This is a genomic window from Pseudomonas sp. NPDC087598 (genome assembly GCF_044743525.1).
Classification (GTDB): domain Bacteria; phylum Pseudomonadota; class Gammaproteobacteria; order Pseudomonadales; family Pseudomonadaceae; genus Aquipseudomonas.
The window spans coordinates 1-26,613 of the sequence record NZ_JBIUWQ010000025.1; the positions used below are offsets into that span (position 1 = coordinate 1).

Annotated in this window: 25 protein-coding genes; 14 read left to right on the forward strand and 11 right to left on the reverse strand. The window is 60.0% G+C overall.

Features of this window, described 5'->3' with window-relative positions; translation table 11 throughout:
* The 7 genes from ACIOWE_RS15455 to gloB all read right to left on the reverse strand — a co-directional run.
* A partial coding sequence (locus tag ACIOWE_RS15455) for an ABC transporter ATP-binding protein (RefSeq protein WP_401392871.1) occupies positions 1 to 1,490 on the reverse strand: 1,490 nt, incomplete at its 3' end.
* A gap of 1 nt (position 1,491) precedes the next feature.
* On the reverse strand, positions 1,492 to 2,511 hold the full coding sequence (locus ACIOWE_RS15460) for an ABC transporter permease (protein ID WP_401392874.1): 1,020 nt from the start codon (positions 2,509 to 2,511) through the stop codon (positions 1,492 to 1,494).
* Between the two features lies 1 nt (position 2,512).
* Entirely contained in the window at positions 2,513 to 3,586 is a 1,074-nt protein-coding gene (locus ACIOWE_RS15465; protein WP_401392877.1) for a microcin C ABC transporter permease YejB, read from the reverse strand.
* A 4-nt stretch (positions 3,587 to 3,590) separates the two neighbouring features.
* Positions 3,591 to 5,432 carry an extracellular solute-binding protein gene (locus ACIOWE_RS15470; RefSeq protein ID WP_401392880.1) on the reverse strand — a complete coding sequence of 614 codons (1,842 nt, stop codon included), beginning with the start codon at positions 5,430 to 5,432 and terminating at the stop codon, positions 3,591 to 3,593.
* Positions 5,429 to 7,261, reverse strand: coding sequence for an extracellular solute-binding protein (locus tag ACIOWE_RS15475; protein ID WP_401392883.1), 1,833 nt, complete (start codon positions 7,259 to 7,261; stop codon positions 5,429 to 5,431). Before ACIOWE_RS15475 ends, ACIOWE_RS15470 begins: the two co-directional genes overlap by 4 nt.
* 313 nt (positions 7,262 to 7,574) lie before the next feature.
* The gene (locus tag ACIOWE_RS15480; protein ID WP_401392885.1) at positions 7,575 to 9,038 is read right to left on the reverse strand and encodes a transglycosylase SLT domain-containing protein; all 1,464 of its coding nucleotides are present in this window, start codon (positions 9,036 to 9,038) and stop codon (positions 7,575 to 7,577) included.
* A gap of 99 nt (positions 9,039 to 9,137) precedes the next feature.
* Positions 9,138 to 9,905 carry a hydroxyacylglutathione hydrolase gene (gloB, locus tag ACIOWE_RS15485; protein ID WP_401392888.1) on the reverse strand — a complete coding sequence of 256 codons (768 nt, stop codon included), beginning with the start codon at positions 9,903 to 9,905 and terminating at the stop codon, positions 9,138 to 9,140.
* Between the two features lie 66 nt (positions 9,906 to 9,971).
* Between gloB and ACIOWE_RS15490 the strand changes: the two genes are divergently transcribed.
* Both ACIOWE_RS15490 and rnhA read left to right on the forward strand, forming a co-directional pair.
* The gene (locus ACIOWE_RS15490; RefSeq protein ID WP_103303504.1) at positions 9,972 to 10,730 is read left to right on the forward strand and encodes a class I SAM-dependent methyltransferase; all 759 of its coding nucleotides are present in this window, start codon (positions 9,972 to 9,974) and stop codon (positions 10,728 to 10,730) included.
* 91 nt (positions 10,731 to 10,821) lie between these two features.
* Positions 10,822 to 11,292, forward strand: coding sequence for a ribonuclease HI (rnhA, locus tag ACIOWE_RS15495; RefSeq protein WP_201232755.1), 471 nt, complete (start codon positions 10,822 to 10,824; stop codon positions 11,290 to 11,292).
* Positions 11,293 to 11,412: 120 nt separating this feature from the next.
* On the opposite strand, the gene ACIOWE_RS15500 is transcribed toward rnhA, so the two are convergent.
* Positions 11,413 to 11,718, reverse strand: a complete 306-nt coding sequence (locus ACIOWE_RS15500) for a DUF2388 domain-containing protein (RefSeq protein ID WP_401392892.1) — start codon at positions 11,716 to 11,718, stop codon at positions 11,413 to 11,415.
* 188 nt (positions 11,719 to 11,906) lie between these two features.
* Between ACIOWE_RS15500 and dnaQ the strand changes: the two genes are divergently transcribed.
* The 3 genes from dnaQ (at position 11,907) to ACIOWE_RS15515 (ending at position 15,795) form a co-directional block, all read left to right on the forward strand.
* Complete coding sequence (gene dnaQ / locus ACIOWE_RS15505; RefSeq protein WP_401392895.1) at positions 11,907 to 12,665, forward strand: DNA polymerase III subunit epsilon; 759 nt, start codon at positions 11,907 to 11,909, stop codon at positions 12,663 to 12,665.
* A 245-nt stretch (positions 12,666 to 12,910) separates the two neighbouring features.
* Positions 12,911 to 15,166, forward strand: coding sequence for an Orn/Lys/Arg decarboxylase N-terminal domain-containing protein (locus ACIOWE_RS15510; RefSeq protein WP_401392898.1), 2,256 nt, complete (start codon positions 12,911 to 12,913; stop codon positions 15,164 to 15,166).
* A gap of 14 nt (positions 15,167 to 15,180) precedes the next feature.
* The gene (locus tag ACIOWE_RS15515; protein WP_201237921.1) at positions 15,181 to 15,795 is read left to right on the forward strand and encodes a GNAT family N-acetyltransferase; all 615 of its coding nucleotides are present in this window, start codon (positions 15,181 to 15,183) and stop codon (positions 15,793 to 15,795) included.
* Here the strand turns inward: ACIOWE_RS15515 and ACIOWE_RS15520 are convergent.
* Both ACIOWE_RS15520 and ACIOWE_RS15525 read right to left on the reverse strand, forming a co-directional pair.
* On the reverse strand, positions 15,761 to 16,654 hold the full coding sequence (locus ACIOWE_RS15520; RefSeq protein ID WP_401392901.1) for a LysR family transcriptional regulator: 894 nt from the start codon (positions 16,652 to 16,654) through the stop codon (positions 15,761 to 15,763). The two genes, ACIOWE_RS15515 and ACIOWE_RS15520, sit on opposite strands and share 35 nt — an antisense overlap.
* 83 nt (positions 16,655 to 16,737) lie before the next feature.
* Positions 16,738 to 16,974: a hypothetical protein gene (locus ACIOWE_RS15525; RefSeq protein WP_401392904.1), complete on the reverse strand. Its 237-nt coding sequence runs from the start codon at positions 16,972 to 16,974 to the stop codon at positions 16,738 to 16,740.
* Positions 16,975 to 17,157: 183 nt separating this feature from the next.
* Here ACIOWE_RS15525 and ACIOWE_RS15530 point away from each other — a divergent pair, with 183 nt between their 5' ends.
* Positions 17,158 to 17,715: an NADPH-dependent FMN reductase gene (locus ACIOWE_RS15530; protein ID WP_401392907.1), complete on the forward strand. Its 558-nt coding sequence runs from the start codon at positions 17,158 to 17,160 to the stop codon at positions 17,713 to 17,715.
* Between the two features lie 189 nt (positions 17,716 to 17,904).
* Positions 17,905 to 19,188, forward strand: a complete 1,284-nt coding sequence (locus ACIOWE_RS15535; protein WP_401392910.1) for an arsenic transporter — start codon at positions 17,905 to 17,907, stop codon at positions 19,186 to 19,188.
* A gap of 481 nt (positions 19,189 to 19,669) precedes the next feature.
* On the opposite strand, the gene ACIOWE_RS15540 is transcribed toward ACIOWE_RS15535, so the two are convergent.
* The gene (locus ACIOWE_RS15540; protein ID WP_401392913.1) at positions 19,670 to 20,620 is read right to left on the reverse strand and encodes a DUF1853 family protein; all 951 of its coding nucleotides are present in this window, start codon (positions 20,618 to 20,620) and stop codon (positions 19,670 to 19,672) included.
* Between the two features lie 115 nt (positions 20,621 to 20,735).
* Here ACIOWE_RS15540 and ACIOWE_RS15545 point away from each other — a divergent pair, with 115 nt between their 5' ends.
* The 7 genes from ACIOWE_RS15545 to ACIOWE_RS15575 all read left to right on the forward strand — a co-directional run bounded on the left by ACIOWE_RS15545 (position 20,736) and on the right by ACIOWE_RS15575 (position 26,607).
* Positions 20,736 to 21,626, forward strand: a complete 891-nt coding sequence (locus ACIOWE_RS15545; protein ID WP_003224174.1) for an NAD(+) kinase — start codon at positions 20,736 to 20,738, stop codon at positions 21,624 to 21,626.
* Positions 21,626 to 22,597 carry a metallophosphoesterase gene (locus ACIOWE_RS15550; RefSeq protein WP_401392916.1) on the forward strand — a complete coding sequence of 324 codons (972 nt, stop codon included), beginning with the start codon at positions 21,626 to 21,628 and terminating at the stop codon, positions 22,595 to 22,597. The genes ACIOWE_RS15545 and ACIOWE_RS15550 overlap by 1 nt, the downstream gene beginning before the upstream one ends.
* Positions 22,598 to 22,654: 57 nt before the next feature.
* Positions 22,655 to 24,004, forward strand: coding sequence for an AAA family ATPase (locus ACIOWE_RS15555; RefSeq protein ID WP_401392919.1), 1,350 nt, complete (start codon positions 22,655 to 22,657; stop codon positions 24,002 to 24,004).
* The gene (locus ACIOWE_RS15560; protein WP_401392922.1) at positions 24,004 to 24,489 is read left to right on the forward strand and encodes a hypothetical protein; all 486 of its coding nucleotides are present in this window, start codon (positions 24,004 to 24,006) and stop codon (positions 24,487 to 24,489) included. Before ACIOWE_RS15555 ends, ACIOWE_RS15560 begins: the two co-directional genes overlap by 1 nt.
* The gene (locus ACIOWE_RS15565; RefSeq protein WP_401392925.1) at positions 24,489 to 25,412 is read left to right on the forward strand and encodes a tetratricopeptide repeat protein; all 924 of its coding nucleotides are present in this window, start codon (positions 24,489 to 24,491) and stop codon (positions 25,410 to 25,412) included. The genes ACIOWE_RS15560 and ACIOWE_RS15565 overlap by 1 nt, the downstream gene beginning before the upstream one ends.
* Before the next feature lie 107 nt (positions 25,413 to 25,519).
* Positions 25,520 to 25,780, forward strand: coding sequence for a YeaC family protein (locus ACIOWE_RS15570; protein ID WP_401392928.1), 261 nt, complete (start codon positions 25,520 to 25,522; stop codon positions 25,778 to 25,780).
* A complete protein-coding gene (locus ACIOWE_RS15575; protein ID WP_201237933.1) occupies positions 25,777 to 26,607 on the forward strand; it encodes a DUF2797 domain-containing protein in 831 nt (276 codons plus the stop codon). Before ACIOWE_RS15570 ends, ACIOWE_RS15575 begins: the two co-directional genes overlap by 4 nt.
* Positions 26,608 to 26,613 lie beyond the last annotated feature (6 nt).

Here is a 26,613-nt window from a genome sequence, read left to right on the forward strand (position 1 = left end):
ACCATCAACTGGTGGCTCAGCGCTTTGACGACAGCCAGGTCATGGCTGATGAACAAATACGTCAGGTTGTACTTGGCTTGCAGTGAACGCAACAGTTCCACCACTTGCCGCTGCACCGTCCGGTCGAGCGCCGACGTCGGCTCGTCCAGCAGGATCAGCGCCGGTTTCAGCACCAAGGCCCGGGCAATGGCGATTCGCTGCCGTTGCCCACCGGAAAATTCGTGGGGGTAGCGGTGCCGGGTTTCCGGATCCAGACCTACCTCCTTCAATGCCGCAATAATCGCCGCTTCCTGTTCGGCCGCGGTGCCCATCTTGTGAATCCGCAGGCCTTCGCCAACGATATCGCTGACGCACATGCGCGGGCTCAGGCTGCCAAACGGGTCCTGAAACACCACCTGCATCTCCCGACGCAACGGGCGAACCTCGTTCTGCGTCAGGCAGTCTAGCTGCTTGCCTTCAAAGCGGATCGCGCCTTTGCTGCCGATCAGCCGCAAAATCGCCAGACCCAGTGTGGATTTACCGGAACCGCTTTCTCCCACAATCCCCAGAGTCTGACCCTGAGGCAGGCTGAAATTGATGCCATCCACTGCCTTGACGTGATCCACCGTGCGCTTGAGCAGGCCCTTCTTGATCGGGAACCAGACTTTCAGGTTCTCGACTTCGAGCAGCGGCGCCCCGATTTTATTGGTCGCCGGGCCTCCGCTGGGCTCCGCGCCGAGCAATTCCCGAGTGTACGGATGCTGCGGTGAACGGAACAGCTCTGCGCACGATGCCTGTTCGACGATGCAACCGCGCTGCATGACACATACGCGATGCGCAATTCTTCGCACCAGGTTCAAATCGTGACTGATCAGTAACAGCGACATGCCCAATCTGGCCTGCAATTCCTTGAGCAAATCGAGGATTTTCAGCTGAACGGTCACATCGAGTGCGGTGGTTGGCTCGTCGGCAATCAGCAGTTCCGGCTCGTTGGTCAGGGCCATGGCGATCATCACCCGCTGACGCTGGCCGCCGGACAATTCGTGGGGCAGGGCCTTGAGGCGCTTGTGCGGCTCGGGGATGCCGACCATCTCCAGTAGCTCCAGCGTGCGCTTGGTCGCGACTTTGCCGGTCAGGCCCTTGTGGATGCCGAGAACTTCGTTGATCTGCTTCTCGATCGAGTGCAGCGGATTCAGCGAGGTCATCGGCTCCTGAAAGATCATCGCGATGCGGTTGCCGCGAATGTGCCGGAGGGTCTTTTCGCTCAGCCCCAGCAGGTTTTGCCCGGAATAGTTGATGCTGCCGGCCGGATGCCGGGCCATCGGGTAGGGCAGCAGGCGCAGGATCGAGTGCGCCGTCACCGATTTGCCCGAGCCGGATTCGCCGACCAGCGCGAGGGTTTCGCCACGCTTGATGTCGAAACTCACGCCTTCCACGACCCGGTGCACGCGCTCACCGAAACCAAATTCGACGGCGAGGTCGCGTACTTCGATCAGATTGTCCTGATTCATTTCACTTCCTCGGGTCGAAGGCATCGCGAGCGGACTCGCCGATAAACACCAGCAAACTCAACATCAACGCCAGCACGGCAAAGGCACTCATGCCCAGCCACGGCGCTTGCAGGTTGGACTTGCCCTGCGCGACCAGCTCACCCAGCGACGGACTGCCAGCCGGCAAGCCGAAACCGAGGAAGTCCAAAGCGGTGAGGGTGCCAATGGCGCCGGTGAGGATGAACGGCATGAAGGTCATGGTCGACACCATCGCGTTGGGCAGGATGTGGCGGAACATGATCGCGCCGTTCTGCATGCCCAGCGCCCGCGCTGCGCGGACGTATTCGAGGTTGCGGCCACGGAGGAACTCGGCGCGCACCACATCGACCAGGCTCATCCACGAGAACAGCAGCATGATCCCCAGCAGCCACCAGAAATTCGGCTGGACAAAACTGGCGAGAATGATCAGCAGGTACAGCACCGGCAAACCCGACCAGATCTCCAGAAAACGCTGGCCAGCGAGATCGACCCAGCCGCCATAGAAACCCTGCAGCGCGCCGGCAATCACGCCGATGATCGAACTCAACACGGTCAACGTCAGCGCGAACAGCACGGAAATGCGGAAGCCGTAAATTACCCGCGCCAGCACATCGCGGCCCTGATCGTCGGTACCCAGCAAGTTGTCCGCAGAAGGCGGGGCAGGCGCCGGGACCTTCAGGTCGTAGTTGATGCTCTGGTAGCTGTAGGGAATCGGCGCCCACAGCACCCACGCATCCTTGGCCTTGAGCAGTTCGCGGATGTACGGGCTCTTGTAGTTGGCCTCCAGCGGGAATTCGCCGCCGAAGGTGGTTTCCGGGTAGCGCTTGATCGCCGGGAAGTACCAATTGTTGTCGTAATGCACCACCAGCGGTTTGTCGTTGGCGATCAGTTCGGCGCCAAGGCTCAGCCCGAACAGCAGCAGAAACAGCCACAGCGACCACCAGCCACGTTTGTTGGCCTTGAACAGTTCGAAGCGGCGGCGGTTGAGAGGGGACAGGTTCATCTCAATGCTCCCGGCTTTCGAAGTCGATGCGCGGATCGACCAGGGTGTAGGTGAGGTCGCCGATCAGTTTCACCACCAGCCCGAGCAGGGTGAAGATGAACAGGGTGCCGAACACCACCGGGTAATCGCGGTTGATCGCTGCTTCGAAACTCATCAGGCCGAGGCCGTCGAGCGAGAAAATCACTTCCACCAGCAACGAGCCGGTGAAGAAGATACCGATGAACGCCGAGGGGAATCCGGCGATCACCAGCAGCATGGCGTTGCGGAACACATGGCCGTACAGCACGCGATTGCGCGTCAGGCCCTTGGCCTTGGCGGTGACCACGTATTGCTTGTTGATTTCGTCGAGGAAGCTGTTTTTGGTCAGCAGGGTCATGGTCGCGAAGTTGCCGATCACCAGCGCCGTCACCGGCAATGCCAGGTGCCAGAAGTAGTCGAGGATCTTGCCGCCCAGGCTCAGCTCATCGAAATTGTTCGAGGTCAGCCCGCGCAACGGGAACCAGTCCAGATAACTGCCGCCGGCAAACACCACGATCAGCAGGATCGCAAAGAGGAACGCCGGAATCGCATAGCCGACGATGATCGCCGAACTGGTCCAGACATCGAAGTGGCTGCCGTGTCGCGTGGCCTTGGCGATCCCCAGCGGGATCGACACCAGGTACATGATCAGCGTGCTCCACAGCCCCAGCGAGATCGACACCGGCATCTTTTCCTTGATCAGGTCGATGACCTTGGCGTCACGGAAAAAGCTGTCACCGAAATCCAGCGTGGCGTAGTTCTTGACCATGATCCACAAGCGTTCCGGGGCCGATTTGTCGAACCCGTACATGTGCTCGATTTCCTTGATCAGCGCCGGGTCCAGCCCTTGCGCGCCGCGATAGGCGGAACCGGCCACCGAGACCTCGGCACCGCCGCCGGCGATGCGGCTGGTGGCGCCCTCGAAGCCTTCGAGCTTGGCGATCATCTGTTCCACCGGGCCGCCGGGCGCGGCCTGGATGATCACGAAGTTGATCAGCAAAATGCCGAACAGGGTCGGGATGATCAGCAACAGTCGTCGAAAAATGTACGCCAGCATCTGATTACTCCGTGCCCACAGGTTCGGCTTGCAGTTGGTTTTGCACTTCTACCGCAGGTTTCGCATCGGGTTTGACCCACCAGGTGTTAATGCCGATGTCGTACTTGGGGGAGACTTTCGGGTGGCCGATGTGGTTCCAGTAGGCTACGCGCCACGTTTTGATATGCCAGTTGGGAATCACGTAATAGCCCCACTGCAAGACACGATCCAGCGCACGGGCGTGGGCCACCAGATTTTTCCGCGAATCGGCGTTGATCAGGTTCTCGACCAGTTGATCGACGATTGGATCCTTCAAACCCATGGTGTTGCGGCTGCTCGGTTTGTCGGCGGCAGCGCTCATCCAGTACTCGCGCTGCTCGTTCCCCGGCGAGTTGGACTGCGGGAAGCTGCCGACCACCATGTCGAAGTCCCGCGAACGCACACGGTTGATGTACTGCGAGACGTCGACGCGGCGAATCACCAGCTCGATACCGAGGTCGCTGAGGTTACGCTTGAATGGCAACAACACGCGTTCGAACTCGGTCTGCGCCAGCAGGAATTCGATGACCACCGGTTTGCCGGTGGCGTCGACCATTTTGTCGTCGACGATCTTCCAGCCGGCCTCTTGCAGCAACTGATACGCCTCGCGCTGTTGCGTGCGGATCATGCCGCTGGCATCGGTTTTCGGGTTCTCGAAGGCTTCGCTGAACACCTGCGCCGGCAGTTTGCTGCGGAACGGATCGAGGATCGCCACCTGTTCGGCATCAGGCAGGCCAGTGGCGGCCATTTCCGAGTTTTCGAAGTAACTGCGGGTGCGGAAGTAAGCGCCGTTGAACAGTTGTTTGTTAGTCCATTCGAAGTCGAACAGCAGACCGAGCGCCTGCCGCACCCGCACATCCTGAAACACCGGGCGGCGCAGGTTGAAGACAAAGCCCTGCATGCCGGTCGGATTGCTGTTGGCGATCTGTTCCTTGATCAAGCGTCCCTCAGTGACGGCAGGGATGTTGTAAGCGTTGGCCCAGTTTTTTGCTGTCATCTCCAGCCAGTAATCGAACTGCCCGGCCTTCAAGGCTTCGACGGCTACGGTGTTGTCGCGGTAATAATCGGTGGTCATCACGTCGAAGTTGTAAAAGCCGCGATTGACCGGCAGATCCTTGCCCCAGTAGTCCTTGACCCGCTCGTAACGCACCGAACGGCCGGCCTTCACCTCGGCGACCTTGTACGGGCCACTGCCGAGCGGGATTTCCAGATTGCCCTTGGCAAAATCGCGGTCGGCCCACCAGTGTTTCGGCAGCACTGGTAACTGGCCGAGGATCAGCGGCAACTCGCGGTTGTTGGTGTGCTTGAACTTGAACAGCACCTTGAGCGGGTCTTCCGCGATGACTTCGGCGACATCGCTGTAGTAACCGCGAAACAGCGGCGAGCCTTCTTTGGTCAGGGTGTTGAAACTGAACACCACGTCGTCGGCGCGCACCGGGTGACCATCGTGGAAGCGCGCTTCGGGGCGCAGGTAGAAACGCACCCAGCTGTTGTCCGGGGCTTTTTCGATCTGGCGGGCGATCAGGCCGTATTCGGTAAACGGCTCGTCGAGGCTGTGCTTGGTCAGGGTGTCGTAGATCTGCCCGACATCATCGGCCGGCACGCCTTTGCTGATGAACGGGTTGAGGCTGTCGAAGCCGCCAAAACCGGCCTGACGGAACACGCCGCCCTTGGGTGCGTCGGGGTTCACGTAATCGAATTGCTTGAAATCGGCCGGGTATTTCGGCGGCTCGTTGTACAGGGTCACGGCGTGTTGCGGGGCGGCGCAGGCCAGCCCGGCGAACAACAGGCCGCTGGCCTGCACGAGCAGGGCGCGGATGGGGCTCATTGATCTTTCTCCGAAGATTTCAGCCACCACGCGCTCAGGCCCAGGGTGTAGGGCGGCGTGGTGACGAAGGCCAACCGGTTGCGGTAGGCCAGACGGTGATAATTGAGGTACCAGTTGGGAATGCTGTAGTGCTGCCAGAGCAGCACGCGGTCGAGCGCCTTGCCGGCGGCGACCTGTTCATCGCGGGTTTGCGCGGCGAGCAATTGTTCGAGCAGATGATCGATCACCGGATTGGCGATGCCCGCGTAATTCTTGCTGCCCTTGACCCCGACCTGACTGGAATGGAAGTACTGCCATTGCTCAAGGCCCGGGCTGAGGGTCTGGTTGAGCGTCATCAGAATCATGTCGAAGTCGAACTGATCGAGGCGTTGTTTGTACTGGGCACGATCGACTGTGCGCAGGCGCGCATCGATGCCGATACTGTTGAGGTTCTCGATGTACGGTTGGAGGATCCGCTCGAGGTTCGGATTAACCAGCAGCAGTTCGAAACTCAGCGGCTGCCCAGCGGCGTTTTGCAGACGCTGGCCATTGAGCTTCCAGCCCGCCTCGGCGAGCAGCGCCAGGGCCTTGCGCATGGTGTCCCGAGGAATGCCGCGACCATCGGTCTGCGGCAGGGTGAACGGCTCGGTGAACAGCTTGGCCGGGAGTTGATCCTTGTACGGTTTGAGTATCAGCCATTCATGCCCGACCGGCAGCCTCGTCGCGGAAAACTCGCTGTTGGGGTAATAGCTGTTGGTGCGCTTGTAGGCGTCGCTGAACAGTGCGCGGTTGGTCCATTCGAAGTCGAACATCAGGCCCAGCGCTTCGCGGGTTTTCACGTCGGCAAACGTCGCGCGCCGGGTGTTCATGAACAGGCCCTGGCTCTGGGTCGGGATCTGGTGCGGGATCTGCGCCTTGATCACCTCGCCACGGCGCACCGCCGGGAAGTTGTAGCCGTTGGCCCAGTTCTTCGCCTGATGCTCGATGTAGATGTCGAACTCGCCGGCCTTGAACGCTTCGAAGGCGACATCGCTGTCGCGGTAGAACTCGACTTCCATGCGATCAAAGTTGTACTTGCCGCGATTGACCGGCAGGTCCTTGCCCCAGTAATCCTTGACCCGCTCGAAGATCAACTGCCGCCCCGGCGTCACCGAGGTAATGCGGTACGGTCCGCTGCCCAGCGGCGGTTCGAAGGTGGTGGCCTTGAAGTCGCGGTCTTTCCAGTAATGCTGCGGCAACACCGGCAATTCACCGAGGCGCAGGATCAACAGCGGATTGCCCGAACGTTTCATCACGAAGCGAATGCGCTGTTTGTTGAGGATGTCGACCCGCAGCACTTCCTGCAGGGCTGTGCGGTACAGCGGATGACCTTCCTTGAGCAGAAGGCGATAGGAGAACGCGACGTCGTAGGCGGTGATCGGTGTGCCGTCGTGAAAGCGCGCTTCGGGGCGCAGATTGAACACGACCCAGCTGCGGTCTTCGCTGTACTCCACCGATTGCGCGATCAAGCCATAACTGGACGCCGGTTCATCACCGGACGGCGAATACTGGCCGGTGCCGACCATCAACGGCTCGTTCAGCTCGTTGATGCCGTATTGAAGGAAATTGGCGGTAGTGACCGGGCTGGTGCCCTTGAAGGTGTAAGGGTTGACCGTATCGAAGGTGCCGAACGCCATCACCCGCAACGTACCGCCCTTGGGCGCTTGCGGGTTGACCCAGTCGAAGTGGGTAAATCTGGCCGGGTACTTGAGCGTGCCGAACTGCGCATAACCGTGACTTTCGGTAATCGTCGCGCTTGCGGTTGAGCTCAAGGCCAGGCTGATCAGGAGCAGGAGGAGGGGACGCTTCAAGTCAGATCCGATCCAGGCGGCTTGGGCTTAGTGGGCCGTACAGTAACAGCTTGTCTGGACAGGAAAAAGATCGGGGCTTAATGCGCTGTTAATTGTGCCCGCAATAGTCCTGACAACAGATTAATTGTGGCGAGGGAGCTTGCTCCCGCTCGGCTGCGAAGCAGTCGCAAAAACTGGTGTGTCGGGTTTGACTGGACGAATGCAGGGGGCCGCTTCGCGCCCCAGCGGGAGCAAGCTCCCTCGCCACAAGGGGCTCATCGGTCACAATAATTTCGGCAATAAAAAAGCCCCTGAAATTTCAGGGGCTCTTCTATCAGCGCGACTGATATACCGTGAGCATCTGCCCCGGCTTCAACGCCTTGCCAGCCCCCGGGTTCCAGCGCTTGAGATGTTGCATCTCAACGTTGAAACGCTTGGCGACCACATACAGCGTGTCGCCGCGTTTGACCTTGTACTGGGTCTGCTGCTTGCTGTCGTCTTTGGCTTTGGACTTGCTGTTGGCCGCAATCACCGTGTTGACCCGACCGCTGTTGCGAGCCGGAGTACGCTTGGTGGTGTCCTGCATGACCAGGGTCTGGCCGACCTTGAGGTTCTTGCCGGTCAGCTTGTTCCAGCGTTGCAGGTCCTTCACTTCGACCTTGTTGGCCTTGGCGATGGAGCCGAGGTTGTCACCACGTTTCACACGGTAGGCGCGTTTGAGTTTCGCCACCTCTGTCGGGTCGGCACCCTCGAACACCGGTTTCAGCGAACGCGTGCTGATCAGCTCTTCCGGGCGCATGGTCTGCAGGCTGGCGGTCAGCAGTTGCGCCTTCGACGTTGGCACCAGCAAATGCTGGGGGCCATCGATGGTGGTGCGCTGCTTGAACGCCGGATTGAGCTGGAACAGTTCGTCTTCGTCGATGTTGGCAACCGCAGCAACCTTGGACAGGTCCATGCGCTGGTTGATTTCGACGACCTGGAAGTACGGTTCGTTGGCGATCGGGTTGAGGTTTACGCCGTAGGCCTCAGGTGCCAGTACCACTTGCGACAGCGCCAGCAGCTTCGGCACGTAAGCCTGGGTTTCCGCCGGCAGCGGCAGGTTCCAGTAGTCGGTTGGCAGACCCAGCTTCTCGTTACGTTCGATGGCGCGGCTGACCGTGCCTTCGCCGGCGTTGTACGCGGCCAGGGCCAGTAGCCAGTCGCCGTTGAACATGTCGTGCAGGCGAGTCAGGTAATCCATCGCTGCGGTGGTCGAGGCGGTGATATCGCGACGGCCATCATAGAAACGGGTCTGGCGCAGGTTGAAGTAACGTCCGGTGGAAGGAATGAATTGCCACAGGCCCACCGCATCGGCGCGTGAATAGGCCATCGGGTTGTAGGCGCTTTCAATCACTGGCAGCAGGGCCAGTTCCAGCGGCATGTTGCGTTCTTCGAGGCGTTCGACGATGTAGTGGATGTAGAGGCTGCCGCGTTCGCCGGCATTCTCGAGGAAAGAGGGATTACTGGCGAACCACAGACGCTGCTGCTCGATGCGCGGGTTCACGCCCAGGCCTTCCTGCAACTGGAAGCCCTGGCGCATGCGTTCCCAGATGTCCTGGGGAACCTGTGGGCTGGGCTTCTCGGTCAGCCAGATCGGCTTCTGCTTGGCTCGCGCAGCGATGTTCGGCGTATGCGTCGCTTCAGTCTGCGGAGCATGGCTGGAACAGCCCGCCAGCGTGGCGGACACAGCCACCGCGATGGCTTGCGCCAGGCGGGTCAATGCGTCTGAATTGACGGACTTACGTATGGATGACGACATTGGCTGGAAGTAAGTTCCGGGCAAAAATGTCGGGCGATTCTAGAAAGCGCACCCCTTGCGGTCAACCATTCAGAATTTTTGTACCAAGCAGTGAGTCACTTAGAACTTATCTTTCCATGCCCGCAAGGCCGCAAAAACCTCGCTCGGCGCCCGGTTTTGAGCGCCTGCCCGTTCGTCCACTTTTTGTGTAACTAATATTTCAGAGGTGCGCAAAAACGGATTTGTGAGCTTTTCCAGGGCCAGGGTCGAAGGCAGCGTCATGACACCGTTTTGCCGTTGCTGGATAACTTTTTCCAGACGGGCGGCAATGTCCGGGTTGCTCGGCTCGACGGCGGTGGCAAACTTGAGATTGCTCAGGGTGTATTCGTGGGTGCAGTAGACCAGCGTGTCTTCCGGTAGAGCGGCGAGGCGACTGAGCGAGTGGTGCATCTGCTCCGGCGTGCCTTCGAACAAGCGGCCGCAACCGGCAGCAAACAGGGTGTCGCCGCAGAACAGCAGGCCGTGGTGGTAATAGGCAATGTGTCCCAGGGTGTGACCGGGCACCGCATAGACATCGAAGTCCCAGCCGAGCACGCTGACGCTGTCGTTGTCCTTGAGGGCCACGTCCCGCGCCGGGATGCTTTCGCTGGCCGGGCCGTAGACTGTCGCACCGCTTGCCGCTTTCAAGCGTTCGACGCCGCCGACATGGTCATGGTGATGGTGGGTGATCAGAATGTCGCTCAGCACCCAGCCGGGATGGGCGGCGAGCCACGCCTGGACGGGCGCGGCATCGCCCGGATCGACCACCGCGCAGCGCTGGGTGCGGTGATCCTGTAACAACCAGATGTAGTTGTCGGTGAACGCGGGCAGGGCACTGATCTGTATCATCGTCGGAATTCGCCAAGCGGAAAACATTGGCGCATCTTAGTAGTTCCTGGCGCGTTGGAGAATGACATGACCGATAAAGCGTTCGCTCAGGCCGATCCCGACTGGCTGGCGTTGATCAGCGCCGCCCGTGAATGGCTGTCGGGCCCGCTCGGGCAGTTTCTGCTGGATGAAGAGCGGCGCATGCTCGAAGACGAGCTGGGCAGGTTCTTTGGCGGTTATCTGGTGCATTACGGGCCATCCGCCGAAACCCCGCCGGCGGCGCCGCAAGTGCAGCGTAATGTGCGCCTCGGTGCGCCGTTGCCGGGGGTCGAGATTGTCTGCGAAGAGCAGGCCTGGCCGCTCAGCGAACACGCGGCCGATGTTGTGGTGATGCAGCACGGTCTGGATTTCTGTCTTTCGCCCCACGGTTTACTGCGTGAAGCAGCGAGCAGCGTGCGCCCAGGCGGACATCTGCTGATCATCGGCATCAATCCCTGGAGCACCTGGGGGCTGCGTCACGTATTCGCCCACGATGCCTTGCGTCAGGCGCGGTGTATCTCGCCGTCGCGGGTCGCCGACTGGCTCAATCTGCTCGGCTTTGCGCTGGAGAAACGCCGCTTCGGGTGCTATCGTCCGCCGCTCGCGTCGCCCAAGTGGCAGGCCCGTCTCGCCGGCTGGGAACGTAAGGCCGGTGACTGGCAACTGTCGGGCGGCGGCTTCTATCTGTTGGTCGCGCGCAAGATCGTGGTCGGGCTGCGGCCGCTGCGTCAGGAGCGTCGCGAGCCGATGGGCAAGCTGATTCCGCTGCCGATGGCCAAGGTCAACCGCCGTCGTATCGAACCGTAAACCTTCTTTTATTTGTGGCCGGGTATGTCCCGGCCCGGGCCATCGTCGATCCGTGATCGGCGAGGCAAACATTTATTCTGGATAGAGTGGCATGAGCGAAAGCGTTGAAAGCGTCGACACCGTAGAACTGTTCACCGATGGCGCCTGCAAGGGCAACCCCGGCCCGGGCGGCTGGGGCGCGTTGCTGGTGTGCAAGGGCGTCGAAAAGGAACTGTGGGGCGGCGAGGCCAACACCACCAACAACCGCATGGAACTGCTCGGTGCCATCCGCGGCCTCGAAGCCTTGAAGCGCCCGTGCGAAGTGCTGCTGGTGACCGACTCGCAATACGTGATGAAAGGCATCAACGAGTGGATGGCCAACTGGAAGAAGCGCGGCTGGAAAACCGCAGCGAAAGAGCCGGTGAAAAACGCTGACCTGTGGAAAGAGCTGGATGAGCAGGTCAACCGCCACAAGGTCACGTGGAAATGGGTGCGCGGGCATATTGGCCATCACGGCAACGAGCGGGCTGACCAACTCGCCAACCGTGGCGTGGATGACGTGCGCGGTTACAAGCAGACCTGAGCTATTCCTGACGTACTGTGGTGCGGCCATTCGCGAGCAGGCTCGCTCCCACAGGGGCTTTGTGCACGACACAGATCCAATGTGGGAGCGAGCCTGCTCGCGAAGAGCGATAACGCGGTTTCACAGGATCAGAATGGCCTCAGCCAGTTGCCGGTCGGTATACACAGAATCCTTCAGCACCTCCCGTATACGCAAAAAAGCCGCCTCCATCCGCACCCCGCGAATCTCCCCGCCACTCGCCACAAACGCCGCCGCATCATCCTTCGCCGCCAGCACAATCTTGTCGTCCTTGAACGATCCACTGGTGCCTTTGCTTGAACTTAGCGTCAGGCTCATGGTGATGTCGGTGCTGATGACGAAGCTGGTGGCATGCGCTTCGGTAACCAGCAAACAGCCGCAGAGCAATAAAACCTGTGCAGTCTTCATGACGCGTTCTAACCCGTGGGAAACAAGCCGCGCACGCTAACAAGCCGATTGCCGGCAGACTTTATGAACATTGCTAATGATTGTTAAAAACTGCATGAGCGCCGATCACCCAGCGGTGCGCGACTCACGCCGCGAGCGTGTTAACATCCGCGTTTTTGCACGATTGACCCGTTGAGAGCTGAGCACTGATGGCCACCAGATCCGTTGTACTCGATACCGAAACCACCGGCATGCCGGTGACCGATGGTCACCGGATCATTGAAATCGGTTGTGTCGAACTGATCGGTCGGCGCCTGACGGGCCGGCATTTTCACGTTTATCTGCAACCGGATCGCGAGAGTGATGAAGGCGCCATCGGCGTTCACGGCATCACCAACGAATTTCTTGTCGGCAAGCCACGTTTTGCCGAAGTCGCCGATGAGTTCTTCGAATTCATCAAAGGCGCGCAGCTGATCATCCACAACGCGGCGTTCGACGTTGGCTTCATCAACAACGAATTCGCCTTGATGGGCCAGCAGGATCGCGCCGACATCACGCAGCACTGCTCGATCCTCGACACCCTGATGATGGCCCGGGAACGTCACCCGGGGCAGCGCAACAGCCTCGATGCGTTGTGCAAACGTTATGGCGTCGACAACTCCGGCCGTGAATTGCACGGCGCTTTGCTCGACTCCGAGATTCTCGCCGACGTTTACCTGACCATGACCGGCGGCCAGACCAGCCTGTCGCTGGCGGGCAACGCGTCGGATGGTAATGGTTCGGGTGAGGGCGCGGACAACTCCGCTACCGAAATCCGTCGTTTGCCGGCGGATCGTCAGCCAAGCCGGATCATTCGGGCTACGGAAGAAGAGCTGGCGGCGCATCAGGTGCGGCTGGAGATCATCGCCAAGTCGGCGGGTGGTCCGGCGTTGTGGACGCAGATTGCCGAGGCTGATGCTCAAGCCTGAGAGATCCTCTGTGGCGAGGGAGCTTGCTCCCGCTCGGCTGCGAAGCAGTCGCAAAACATGTACACGCGTTTTGTCTGAAAGAGTGCAAAAGGACGCTTCGCGCCCCAGCGGGAGCAAGCTCCCTCGCCACAAAAGCCGAGCCAGGCTCAATGAAGCCAAGTGGCCACCCTCGCGCCTTTCGCTGCAACCCTCTACCCTGAGTGCATTGGCGGATTCGAATCCGCCGCCTCAGGACACTGAGCCCCATGTACAAAGATTTGAAGTTTCCGGTGTTGATCGTCCATCGCGACATCAAGGCCGACACGGTCGCTGGTGACCGTATCCGTGGCATCGCCCGGGAGTTGGAGCAGGAAGGTTTCAGTATCGTTTCGGCCACCGACTACACCGAAGGGCGTCTGGTGGCTTCGACCCATCATGGCCTCGCGTGCATGCTGATTGCCGCCGAGGACGCCAGCACGAACTCGCATCTGTTGCAGAACATGGCCGAACTGATCGGTCTGGCGCGGGTGCGCGCACCGGATCTGCCGATCTTTGCCTTGGGCGAACAGGTCACTCTGGAAAATGCTCCGGCCGATGCCATGGCCGAACTCAATCAGCTGCGCGGCATTCTTTACCTGTTCGAAGACACCGTGCCGTTTCTTGCTCGGCAAGTGGCGCGGGCGGCGCGCAAGTATTTGGACGGTCTGCTACCACCGTTTTTCAAGGCGTTGGTGCAGCACACCGCCGACTCCAATTATTCCTGGCACACCCCCGGCCATGGCGGCGGCGTGGCGTATCACAAGAGTCCGGTGGGGCAGGCGTTCCATCAGTTCTTTGGCGAAAACACGCTGCGTTCGGACTTGTCGGTCTCGGTGCCGGAACTGGGTTCGTTGCTCGATCACACCGGTCCGCTTGCGGAGGCTGAGGCGCGGGCGGCGCGCAATTTCGGCGCCGATCACACCTTTTTTGTGATCAATGGCACCTCGACCGCCAACAAGATCGTCTGGCACTCCATGGTTGCTCGCGACGATCTGGTGCTGGTCGATCGCAACTGCCACAAGTCGGTGTTGCACGCGATCATCATGACCGGCGCGATTCCGCTGTACCTGTGCCCGGAGCGCAATGAGCTGGGGATCATCGGCCCGATTCCGCTGAGCGAATTCAGCCGTGAATCGATCCAGGCCAAGATCGACGCCAGTCCGTTGACCAAGGGCCGCGCACCGAAAGTGAAGCTTGCGGTAGTGACCAACTCGACCTACGACGGGCTCTGCTATAACGCCGAGCTGATCAAGCAGCACCTCGGAAACAGCGTCGAGGTGCTGCACTTCGACGAAGCCTGGTACGCCTATGCGGCGTTTCACGAATTCTTCGCCGGGCGCTACGGCATGGCCACTTCACGCAGCGAAGACAGCCCGCTGGTGTTCACCACCCATTCCACGCACAAACTGCTCGCCGCGTTCAGTCAGGCCTCGATGATTCATGTGCAGGACGGCGGTGCGCGACAGCTGGATCGGGATCGATTCAATGAAGCGTTCATGATGCACATCTCGACGTCGCCGCAGTACAGCATCATCGCCTCGCTGGATGTCGCTTCGGCGATGATGGAAGGTCCGGCCGGGCGCTCGCTGTTGCAGGAAACCTTTGACGAAGCCCTGAGTTTCCGTCGTGCGCTGGCCAATCTGCGTCAGCACATCGCGGCCGATGACTGGTGGTTTTCGATCTGGCAACCGCCGGGGGTTGAAGGCATCGAGCGGGTGAAAACCGAAGACTGGCTGCTGCAGCCGGACGCCGAATGGCACGGTTTCGGTGAGGTCTGTGACGATTACGTACTGCTCGATCCGATCAAGGTGACGTTGGTGATGCCGGGGTTGAATGCCGGCGGCGCGTTGAGCGAGAAGGGCATCCCGGCGGCGGTGGTCAGCAAGTTCCTCTGGGAGCGCGGGCTGGTGGTGGAGAAAACCGGGTTGTATTCGTTTCTGGTGTTGTTCTCCATGGGCATCACCAAAGGCAAATGGAGCACGCTGCTCACCGAGTTGCTGGAGTTCAAGCGCAGTTACGACGCCAACGTCAGTCTGGCCACGTGCCTGCCGTGTGTCGCGCAGGAAGACACCGCGCGTTATCGCGGCATGGGCCTGCGCGATCTGTGCGATCAATTGCACGCTTGCTATCGCAGCAACGCCACCGCTAAACATCTGAAACGCATGTACACCGTACTGCCGGAAATCGCCATGAAACCAGCCCACGCCTACGATCATCTGGTGCGCGGTGAAGTCGAGGCAGTACCGATTGACGAGCTGGAAGGCAGAATTGCAGCGGTGATGCTGGTGCCGTATCCGCCGGGTATCCCGTTGATCATGCCCGGTGAGCGCTTTACCGAATCGACCCGCTCGATCATCGATTACCTGAAATTTGCCCGCACGTTCGATAGCAGCTTTCCCGGTTTTGTCGCCGATGTGCATGGACTGCAACACGAAGACGAAGGCAATGGACGGCACTACACCGTCGATTGCGTCAAGGAATGAGGACTTTTCCCAGTATGCAACCGGTCATGAATCCGAAATACCCAGGGCTGTCAGTACGTGTCGCCGATGAAGGCTTTGCGCCTTATATCTGGGGCAGTGACTTCAGTTTTGAAGTCGCCGCTTATGGTGCCGCCGTGATTGGCAAGCCCGTTGAGCAATGGTTGGTGACGCCAATCGTGCCGTATCGCAAGTGCTACGGCATTGATCCCGAGGAATTCAGCAGTTTCCACAATGCTGCCGACAGCGCGATTTTCATGGCGTACCTCGATGACGAGCCGGTCGGTCATCTGGTGATCAGCACCAACTGGAACGGCTTTGCCCATATCGATGAACTCGCCGTGCATGCGCCGGCGCGTCGCCACGGTGTAGCCAAGGCGTTGCTCGATGTCGCGCAGTTCTGGAGCCGCAAGAAGAAGCTGCCGGGGATCATGCTGGAAACCCAGAACAATAACCTCGGTGCCTGCCGGTTGTATGAACGGTGCGGCTACGTGATCGGTGGTGTCGACCAGTTGCGCTATCGGGGGATTGACCCGAACACCGCCGAAGTGGCGCTGTTCTGGTATCGATTGTTCGATAACCCGCTGGAGCACCCGGTCAGCTCGACAGCATCGCCTCGGCTTGTTCCGTGAGGATCGCCAGCAGGGTGTGAATGGCGGCGGGGGTGGGTGCGTGCTTGTAGGTCAGCGCGTAGACACTGATCGGCACGGCCGGTGACAACGGGCACACATCGAGGCCCGAGGTACGGGCGCCGAGGGCGGTGAACGGATCGACGATGGCCAGGCCTTCACCGGCCTCGACCATGCTGCGCATCATCTGATGGGTTTGCACTCGGGTCTGGATGCTCGGCGCCGGGCGCAGCGCCTGGAGTTTGTTTTCCAGCGCCGGGCTCAGTGGATCCTGGCCTTCGAGGCCGATCATCGCTTGTCCGGCCAGATCCTGCAGGGAAATGTATTTCTGCTTCGGTTGCAGCCAGCCGTGGGGCGCAAGTAATTGCAGCTTGCCCTGAGCCAGTGGCTGGCAGTTGATATCGGGATGTTCAGGGTCGTGCAGGCTCAGGCCAAGATCGCTGTCGCGCAATAACAGGTTGCGGACGATATCGCGAGTCGATGCACTCATGAGTGTGCACGGTGCGTCGGGCAAGCGTCGGCGCAGGGCGGCGAGACTTTGTGGCAGTAATTGCTGAGCCAGCGGCGGTGTGCCGATGATGCGTACGGGCGGGGCGAGGTATTGCTTGAGGCTGCCGGCCAAGCGTTGTACCGGCTCCAGCGCTGCATAGACGTGAGCGATTTCGACTTGCAGCGCTCGTGCCTCGGGGGTCGATTGCAGACGTCCGCGAACGCTGGCGAACAGCATGAACCCCAACTGACTCTCGGCTTCGCGCAAACGCTCTTCGACCTCGGCCACCGGCAATTGCAGCCATTCGGCGGCGGTGCCGAGGTGACCGGTCTGCAAGAGCGCCTGAATCACTTCGATATGACGTAAACGCATGCGTGAAGTCCATGTTCAGCAGGTGGGGTCAGGCTGAATCCTACCCCAAGTCTGCGCATATGACTTCTGCTCATAACGGTGAGTTATTGGGCGACAGGAAGTTCTACTTCGCGGGTCAGAATAACGCCCGATTGCACGAGCTTGAATTCAAGTCCGTCGAGTTTCTCTACGCGATCGCCAATGGCCAGCTTGTAGGTGGTGACGGGCTCCATGCCGGTGAGACCGTCTGGCGACGGAGTGGATTCCTGGAACTCATGCACGGAATAAACGCGGCCTTCCGCATCTCTTGCATGGAACTGACCGACGAGTACTGCTGCCATCTGCTTAGAACCTCTGGAGATAAAACGCTTGATTTGCGGCTTGGTAGACCGTCATCAAGGCCTGTAAGTTTTCCTACAGAAAAAAAATAATCAGCACAGGGGAATTTCCCTTGTCTGCTGGTGGAATCGTCACCGGATCATCTATAACTAGTGGCTCCTCCCACGGACCATCGAGAGTCTTCCATGAGCAATGTCTACAACGTCGCTGTAGTGGTCGGTAGCCTGCGCAAAGCTTCGATCAATCGCAAGGTCGCTCTGGCACTGGCAGAGCTGGCCCCTTCGAACATCAAGCTTGAGATTGTCGAAATTGGTGATCTGCCACTCTATAACGAAGACATCGACGGCGATTCACCGCCGGCAGCCTACAGCACTTTCAGGCAAAAAGTGGCTTCATCCGACGCGGTGCTGTTTGTCACCCCCGAGTACAACCGTTCCGTGCCTGCACCGTTGAAGAATGCCATCGACGTCGGTTCGCGTCCGTATGGCAAGAGTGTCTGGAGCGGCAAGCCGGGCGCGGTGATCAGTGTTTCGCCGGGTGCCATCGGTGGTTTTGGCGCTAATCAGCATTTACGCCAGTCGTTTGTGTTTCTTGATGTGCCGTGCATGCAGCAGCCGGAAGCGTATCTGGGTGGGGCGGGTTCGGCGTTTGATGAAGCAGGCAAATTGAGCGAGACGGTGAAACCTTTTCTGCAAAAATTCATCGATGCTTATGGGCAATTTGTAGAACAACACAAAAAATAATCAGCCTGAATGAAAGACCCTGTGGCGAGGGAGCTTGCTCCCGCTTGGCTGCGAAGCAGTCACAAAACCTGAGTATTCGGTATGCCTGAAAGAATACAGAGGGTCGCTTCGCACCCCAGCGGGAGCAAGCTCCCTCGCCACAGGTTTGCTCCACTTCCCGAAATTTTCTATTGAACAAGGCTGTTGCGGATGCTGGCTGCGTCACTGATTTTCCTGCTGACCATTACCCTCGTGATCTGGCAACCCAAAGGCCTCGGCGTCGGCTGGAGTGCGACCTTGGGCGCCGTGCTGGCGCTGATCTTCGGCGTCGTGCACCTCAGCGACATCCCGCTGGTGTGGCAGATCATCTGGAACGCCACCGGCACCTTCGTCGCGCTGATCATCATCAGCCTGTTGCTCGACGAGGCCGGGTTTTTTAACTGGGCGGCGCTGCACGTGGCGCGCTGGGGGCGCGGCAGTGGGCGCAAGTTGTTTGCTTTCATGGTGCTGCTCGGGGCATTGGTCTCGGCGCTGTTCGCCAATGACGGCGCGGCGTTGATCCTCACGCCGATCGTGATTTCGATGCTGCTGGCACTGCGTTTCTCGCCGGCGGCGACGTTGGCCTTTGTCATGGGTGCAGGGTTTATCGCGGATACGGCGAGCTTGCCGCTGGTGGTGTCGAATCTGGTCAACATCGTCTCGGCGGATTTCTTCCATATCGGCTTCAATCGCTATGCGGCGGTGATGGTGCCGGTCAACTTCGTCAGTGTTGCGGCGACGCTGGGCATGCTGTTGTGGTTTTTTCGTCGCGATATTCCGCAGTCCTACGATCCTGAACAGCTCGAACACCCCGAGACTGCGATTCACGACAAAGCCACGTTCTATGCCGGTTGGGCGGTGTTGGCGATTTTGTTGATTGGCTGTTTTGCGCTGGAGCCGCTGGGTATTCCAATCAGCGCGATTTCGGCCGTGTGCGCGGCGTTGTTGCTGGGGATCGCCGCCCGTGGGCACAAGATTTCCACGCGCAAGGTGATGAAAGAAGCACCGTGGCAGATCGTGATTTTCTCGTTGGGTATGTATCTGGTGGTCTATGGCCTGCGCAATGCCGGGCTGACCGGGTATCTGGCGGGATGGCTGGATGTTTTTGCCGGGCATGGCGTGTGGGGCGCGGCGCTCGGGACCGGGGTACTGACGGCGCTGTTGTCGTCGATCATGAATAACTTGCCGACGGTGTTGATTGGTTTGCTGTCGATTGATGCCAGTCAGGCGAGCGGGGTGATCAAGGAGGCGATGATCTATGCCAACGTGATTGGCAGTGATCTGGGGCCGAAGATTACGCCGATTGGCAGTCTGGCGACGTTGCTTTGGCTGCATGTGCTGGAGCGCAAGGGGATTCACATTGGCTGGGGGTATTACTTCAGGGTCGGGGTGGTGTTGACGGTGCCGGTGTTGTTGGTGACGTTGGCGGCTTTGGCTTTGCGGTTGTCTCTTTAAAGCTTTCGCCTGGCGGCGACTTACTTTGGCAAATGCCCCAAAGTAAGCAAAGGTCTTTGCCCTGACGTGCGGCCCTCGCTGGGGCTCGGGTTCCTTCGCTACGCGATTGATCCGGGCGCATCGCCTACGGTTTGCTGCGCTGCACCTCCTCTCGATGCATTTGGCTGCGCCAAACGGTCGCTGCGCTCCCACCCCCGGATCAATCCCTCCACTCAGCCTTCCGACGGGCCTTCCAGATCAAGAACGGTACTCGAGCTAACGCTCATTGTGTTGAGTGGTGAAGATCAAGAACGGTACTCGAGCTAACGCTCATTGTGTTGAGTGGGGCGGCATGCGCCGCGTTTGGGGTGTATTGGCTTTTTGTGGGAGCTGGCTTGCCAGCGATGGGGGGCTGTCAGCCAACCCATTTCCATCGGATGTACTCGATACCTTGTGGGAGCGAGCCTGCTCGTGAATAGGCCGGTATTGGCAAAATAAAATATCAGGCCTGGCCCGGTACATTCGGCCAGAGATCGGAAACGAGGAATAGCCGCTCGGCCTCTTCCCATTCGCCTTGGGCATTCTCGGTCAATCGCACCATAAGCTGCGCCGGCGCCAAGGGCTCCAGTGCCTCCAGCCACATCTGCAAATGCTCATTTCTCCAGGTCTGATCCGCCGGGTAGTGCGCGGGCGCGAGCCAGGCATGGCGGGGCAGGGGTTGCCAGCGGCCGGCGGGGCGTTGCGCGACAAACGCCGACCAATCCTTCTGATGCAACCAACTGCCGCGCAAATGCTGCGGGTGTGCACCGTTCGGTGATTCAGCCTGCCCGGGCCACGGGTATAACAAGTAACCGCCAAGCCACAACTGCGCACTGAACACCTCGATATCCAGCGCCGCCAGCACTTCGCGACTTTCCGGGCGCGCCGAAATTGGCAGTTGATGCTCGGCCAGGTGCGCCAGTTTGCGGTCCAGTCGATCATGGCAGCCCGGGCCTAGCCATTGCGCTGGATCGTGGCCGTCGCCGTTCTGCGGGCCGAGGTAGAGTTTGATCGCCAGTTCCAGGTGATGCACGCCGTCGCGGTCACGCAGCAGCATGTCCAGTTCACCGAGGGTATGGCCCTCGCGGCGGATCGGCAGGTTCGCCGCAATCAGTTCGATCCCTGGCGCGTGCTCCACGGCAAATTGCCACAGACGTTCGTAATACAGGCCCAGACGCCGGGTGCGCGCCTGCGATAACCAGTGCAGCAGGCCATAACTGTCACGGTCGAGCCCACGCAGCCATTGTTCCAGTCGCTCGGGATCATTCACCCAGTCGCTGCCCGCCAGCGGATGGCGCTGTGGCCACGGGGTGGTGGCGAGCATTGGCGGGGCGAGGATGACCCACGCCAGATCACGCACTTCGGGATGGCGTAACTGGTGGGGTAACGAGAGCAGGTCGGGAAATAGGATCATCTTGCGAGCATAGCCTTAAACACGAGGCCATCCTTGAGGCTGAAAGGATTTTGTCTAACGGCGGCTTTCGCCCATAATCGGGTTTTTCGCGTTTTCGATTGTCCGCAGAGGTCCCATGGAGCAATTTCGTAATATCGGCATCATCGGTCGCCTGGGCAGTTCCCAGGTGCTGGATACCGTCCGCCGATTGAAGCGCTTTCTGCTTGATCGTCACCTGCATGTGATCCTCGAAGACACCATCGCTGAAGTCTTGCCGGGCCACGGCCTGCAAACCTCGTCGCGCAAAATGCTCGGTGAAGTCTGCGACATGGTCATCGTCGTCGGTGGTGACGGCAGCCTGCTCGGTGCGGCCCGGGCGTTGGCCAAACACAATATTCCGGTGCTCGGCATCAACCGTGGCAGTCTCGGTTTTCTCACCGACATTCGTCCGGATGAGCTGGAAGTCGAAGTGGCCAAGGTGCTCGACGGCCATTACCTGGTGGAAAACCGCTTCCTGCTGCAAGCCGAAGTCCGCCGCCATGCCGAGGCCATCGGCCAAGGCGATGCGCTCAACGACGTGGTGCTGCACCCTGGCAAGTCGACCCGGATGATCGAATTCGAGCTGTACATCGACGGTCAGTTTGTCTGCAGCCAGAAGGCCGACGGCCTGATCGTTGCCACGCCGACCGGCTCCACTGCGTACGCGCTGTCGGCGGGCGGGCCGATCATGCATCCCAAGCTCGATGCCATTGTGATCGTGCCGATGTATCCCCATATGTTGTCGAGCCGGCCAATTGTGGTCGATGGCAACAGTGAGCTGAAAATCGTCGTGTCGAAAAACATGCAGATTTACCCGCAGGTCTCCTGCGACGGGCAGAACCATTTCACCTGCGCGCCAGGCGACACTATCACCGTCAGCAAGAAAGCCCAGAAGCTGCGGCTGATTCATCCGCTTGACCACAATTACTACGAAGTCTGCCGGACCAAGCTTGGCTGGGGCAGCAAGTTGGGTGGTGGAGGCGACTGATGCTCGATCCCGCGCGCAGTTATGACTTGGTCGGTGACGTGCACGGATGCGCCCTGACCCTCGAACACTTGCTTGACCGACTCGGTTATCACAAGCACGGCGGAGTCTGGCGGCATCCTTCACGCATGGCCGTGTTCGTCGGCGACATCATCGACCGTGGCCCGCGAATTCGCGAGGCGCTGCACATCGTCCACGACATGGTCGAGGCCGGTCAGGCCTTGTGCATCATGGGCAACCACGAATTCAACGCGCTCGGCTGGAGCACTCCGGCGCCACCGGGCAGCGGCAAGCAATTCGTCCGTGAGCACACTCCGCGTCATGCGCGTCTGCTCAACGAAACCCTGACCCAGTTCGAAGGCCATCCCGGCGACTGGCATGATTTCCAGCGTTGGTTCTATCAACTGCCGCTGTTTGTCGATGCCGGGCGTTTCCGCGTGGTGCACGCCTGCTGGGATGCCGGGCTGATCGAGCCATTGCGCGCACTGTTCCCGAATGGCTGCGTCGACGAGCATTTCCTGCAGTCCTCGGCAGTGCCCGGCAGTTTTGCCTGCACCGTGTTCGACCGTTTGTTGCGCGGTACCGACATGCGCCTGCCCGATGGCCAGACCATGACCAGCGGTGACGGTCTGGTGCGTTCGTTCTTTCGCACCAAGTTCTGGGAAGACGACCCGAAAACCTACGGCGATATCGTCTTCCAGCCCGATGCACTGCCGGAACCGGTGGCGCAAACCCCGCTGACTTCAACTGAGAAGAACTCGCTGCTGCGCTACGGCGTCGACGAGCCGTTGCTGTTCGTCGGCCACTACTGGCGCAGCGGCAAACCGGCACCGATCCGGCCGAACCTCGCCTGCCTGGATTACAGCGCAGTGCTCTACGGCAAACTCGTTGCTTATCGTCTGGATCAGGAAACCCGCCTGGATCCGCATAAATTTGTCTGGGTCGATGTCGAGCGGCCGGAGGTGCTGCAATGAGGGCGGCCTGCTCATTCTGTAATTTTAATCCGCAACTGGCTGTCACAAGGATTCACCATGGATGACACGACGCTGGATCAACTGGAGGCCGCGCTGCTGGCCTCGCCGGGAAACGTCGCGTTGCTGACGCTGGTGCTCAAGGCCTGCCTTGAGCGTGGTGACAGCGAGCGCGGCCTCAAAATGCTTCCCGCCGACCTGCACCAGCTGCCGGACGCCGAGGCCCTGAAGCCGATCGCCGCGCAGTTGTACCTTGGCGCCGGGCAGGCTGAAAAAGCCTTGAGCCTGGCGAGCGGTGAGGGCGCCAATCTGCAACTGCTGCGTGCACGTGCACTGGCTGATCTTGATCGTCTCAAGGAAGCGCTGGTCGAATATCGCGCCGCCATCAGTGCCAATCCGGCACTGGAAGACATGGCGCTGTGGCGCCGGTTGAACGTGTCGGTAGTGGAGTTCGCCGCTGGCGAAGGGCGGCCGAAGCTGCGTGTGATCTCCAACGACGACACCGATCAGACCGAAGTCCGCCGACTGTTGGTGCCGGACACCGAAACCGTGACTTTCAACGACATCGGTGGTCTGGACGATCTGAAGAAGACCATCCATAAAAAAATCATCCTGCCGTACCAGAAGCCCGGGCTGTTCGAACGCTTTCGCAAGCGCGTCGGCGGCGGTGTGCTGCTGTACGGCCCGCCCGGCTGCGGCAAAACCTTGCTGGCGCGGGCAACGGCCGGCGAGTGCAAGGCGAAGTTTTTCAACGTGGCTATTTCCGACGTGCTGGACATGTACATCGGCGAGTCCGAGCGCAAGTTGCACGCCCTGTTCGAGCAGGCGAGGGCGCAGGCGCCAGCGGTGATGTTCTTCGATGAAGTGGAGGCGCTGGGTGGCAAACGCTCCAATACCCGCGAGTCGACGTCGTCGAAACTGGTCAGCCAGTTTCTCTCGGAAATGGATGGTTTCACCCACGACAATCATGGCGTGCTGATCCTGGCGGCGACCAACGTGCCGTGGTCGGTGGATTCGGCGTTCCGGCGCCCTGGCCGCTTCGACCGCGTGCTGTTTGTGCCGCCACCGGATCGTGCCGCTCGCGAAAACATGCTGCAACTGATGGTCAAGGGCCGTCCGGTGGCGGCTGATATCGATTTCGCCTTCCTCGCCAAACACACCTCGGGATTCTCTGGCGCCGACCTGAGCGAGTTGGTGGAAACCGCCGCCGATGAAGCGATCGAAGAATCGATCAGTGAAGGTGCCGAGCAGCCGATCTGCGACCGTCACTTCAAGCAGGCCTTGAAAGAAGTGCGTGCGACGACGCTGGAATGGCTGACCACCGCGCGCAACTACGCGCGTTATGCCAATGAAGGCAATCAGTACGATGAAGTGCTGGCCTTCCTCGACAAACATGGCAAGGGACGCTGATGGGCACCCAGAATATTTACCGCATTGAAGACGAACCGCGTCCGGGTGGCCTGGCGCGGTTTGCCGTGTCGCCGTTCTGGCCATTGCTGGCGCTGATGATGGGCGGGCTGTGGCTGGGGTTGCCGTGGTTCGTGCTCAACTCGATTGCCGTGGGCAGCCCAACGCGCAAGCGTGAGTGGATCTGGGTCGGCGTGGGTGCCGTGGGCAGCGTGATCATTGGTCTGGCCTTGATCAGCTTGTTGAAGAACGGCTACCTGAGCACTCAGGCACAGATCCAGTACGCCTTGCTGGTACTGGTGGTGTGGAAACTGAGCGTCGGTTACGTGCTGTACACCCTGCAGAACTCGACCATCGAGCTGTATCAATACTATGGCGGCGTGCTCAATCGTTTCGCGCCGCTGGTCGCGCTCGCAGGCGCCTTCTTGCTCAAAGGGATCGTGGTCACGCTGGTGCCGGCGACCCTTTGGTATCTGGTGGTGAGCTGATGAATACCTCCTATCTGCTGCAAGTGGCTTATCAGCGACTGCAATCGGGGCACAACGACGGCGCCATCGACAGCCTGCGACAGTTGCTGGCCGATGACCCGGAATGTGCTGAAGCGCACGCATTGCTGGCGTTGTGCCTGATGAACATGCGGCGTCTGCATGCCGGGCGCCACGAAGCCTCGATGGCGTTGGCGATGGACCCGGCGCTGCCGTTGGCGCATTACGCCGCCGCGCATATCGACATGGCGTCGCGGCAATTCAAGAGTGCCGAACAGCACCTGTTGCAACTGCTCGACATGGAACCCACGGAGCCGCGTTATTACCGCAGTCTCGCCGATCTGTTTCAACTCACCGGTCGCTTGAGCCAGAGCCAGCCGCTGCTCGACAAGGCGCTGGAACTGCAACCGGATGATCCGGCCAATCTGGTGGCGATGGCGGAATATCATCAGGCCTGTGGCCACTGGCAGCAGGCTGAAAGCTTTGCCCGTCAGGCACTTCAGGCCGATCCCGGGCATACCGGGGCTGTGGTGGTGCTCGGTCGTTTGCTGCTGCGTCAGGGCGATATCAACGGTGCGCGCGAACACGCGATCTGGGCCTTGCAGGAAAACGCCAGCAATGTCTCGGCACTGAGCCTGCTGACCGCTGTCAAGGCGCGCAGCAACGTGTTCATGGGTTTCTGGTGGCGGTTCAACAGCTGGATGACCGAGCGCAGCACTACGGGCGCGATCATCTTGTTGCTGGCGATGTTTGTGGTGTATCGCGTTACCGTGATCACCCTCACCGCACAGGGCTACCCCGGCGCTGCCGAGGTTATTGACTGGGTGTGGCTGGCGTTTGCACTTTATACCTTCACGGCTCCGCAGATTTTCCGGCGTGCGCTGGAAAAGGAACTGACCCAGGTAAAACTTTCAAGGGAGTTCTAGGGCGTCGGGCGTTGCGCCCGTCGACCCGCTCGCTGACCTGATGCCCGGCAGTGTCTTGCCGCTTCAGCGCCGTTAAACTAGCGACATTTATTGGAGAGTGTTCAACCATGTCGTCTTTTGTCGAAATGATCAAAAACATCACCCCGGACATCTACGAGAGCCTGAAACTGGCCGTGGAGATCGGTAAGTGGTCCGACGGTGGCAAGCTCACCGCCGAACAGCGCGAGCTGTCGTTGCAGGCGATGATCGCCTGGGAAATGCAGAACCTGCCTGAAGAACAGCGCACCGGTTACATGGGCCCGCAAGAATGTGCGTCGAAGTCGATCGAAGTGCCGAACATCCTGTTCAAGTCGGATGCCATCCATTGATCGAGATTGGCCGCGGTGCAATCAGCAAAATGTCGGCGCGCCTGGACGGGCCGAATGTGCAATACGCGTTTCGTCTGGATGACGTCGAGGTGCCGGTCAACCCGTTGATCGGTACGACGGTGCGTCTGGAATACCTGGGGGCGATCCACTGCACCCATTGCGGGCGCAAGACCAAAACCAGTTTCAGCCAGGGTTACTGCTACCCGTGCATGACCAAACTGGCCCAGTGCGATATCTGCATCATGAGCCCGGAGCGCTGCCACTATGACGCTGGCACCTGCCGCGATCCGGTGTGGGGCGAGCAGTTCTGCATGACCGATCACGTGGTTTACCTGGCCAACTCGTCGGGCATCAAGGTTGGCATCACTCGTGCTACTCAGTTGCCGACCCGTTGGCTCGATCAGGGCGCGAGTCAGGCGTTGCCGATCATGCGCGTCTCGACGCGGCAGCAGTCGGGCTTCGTTGAAGATTTGTTCCGCAGTCAGGTGGCCGACAAGACCAACTGGCGTGCACTGCTCAAGGGCGATGCCGTGGCGGTGGATCTGGCGCAGGTGCGCGATCAGTTGTTTGAAAGCTGCGCCGAAGGCCTGCAAGGCTTGCAAGAGCGATTCGGCCTACAAGCGATTCAGACGATTGCCGATGTAGAACCTCTCGAAATCCGCTATCCGGTCGAGCAATACCCGGCCAAAATCGTCAGCTTCAACCTGGACAAGAACCCGATTGCCGAAGGCACGCTGCTGGGGATCAAGGGCCAGTACCTGATCTTCGACACCGGCGTGATCAACATTCGTAAATACACGGCTTACCAGCTCGCCGTGCATCAATAAGGACTC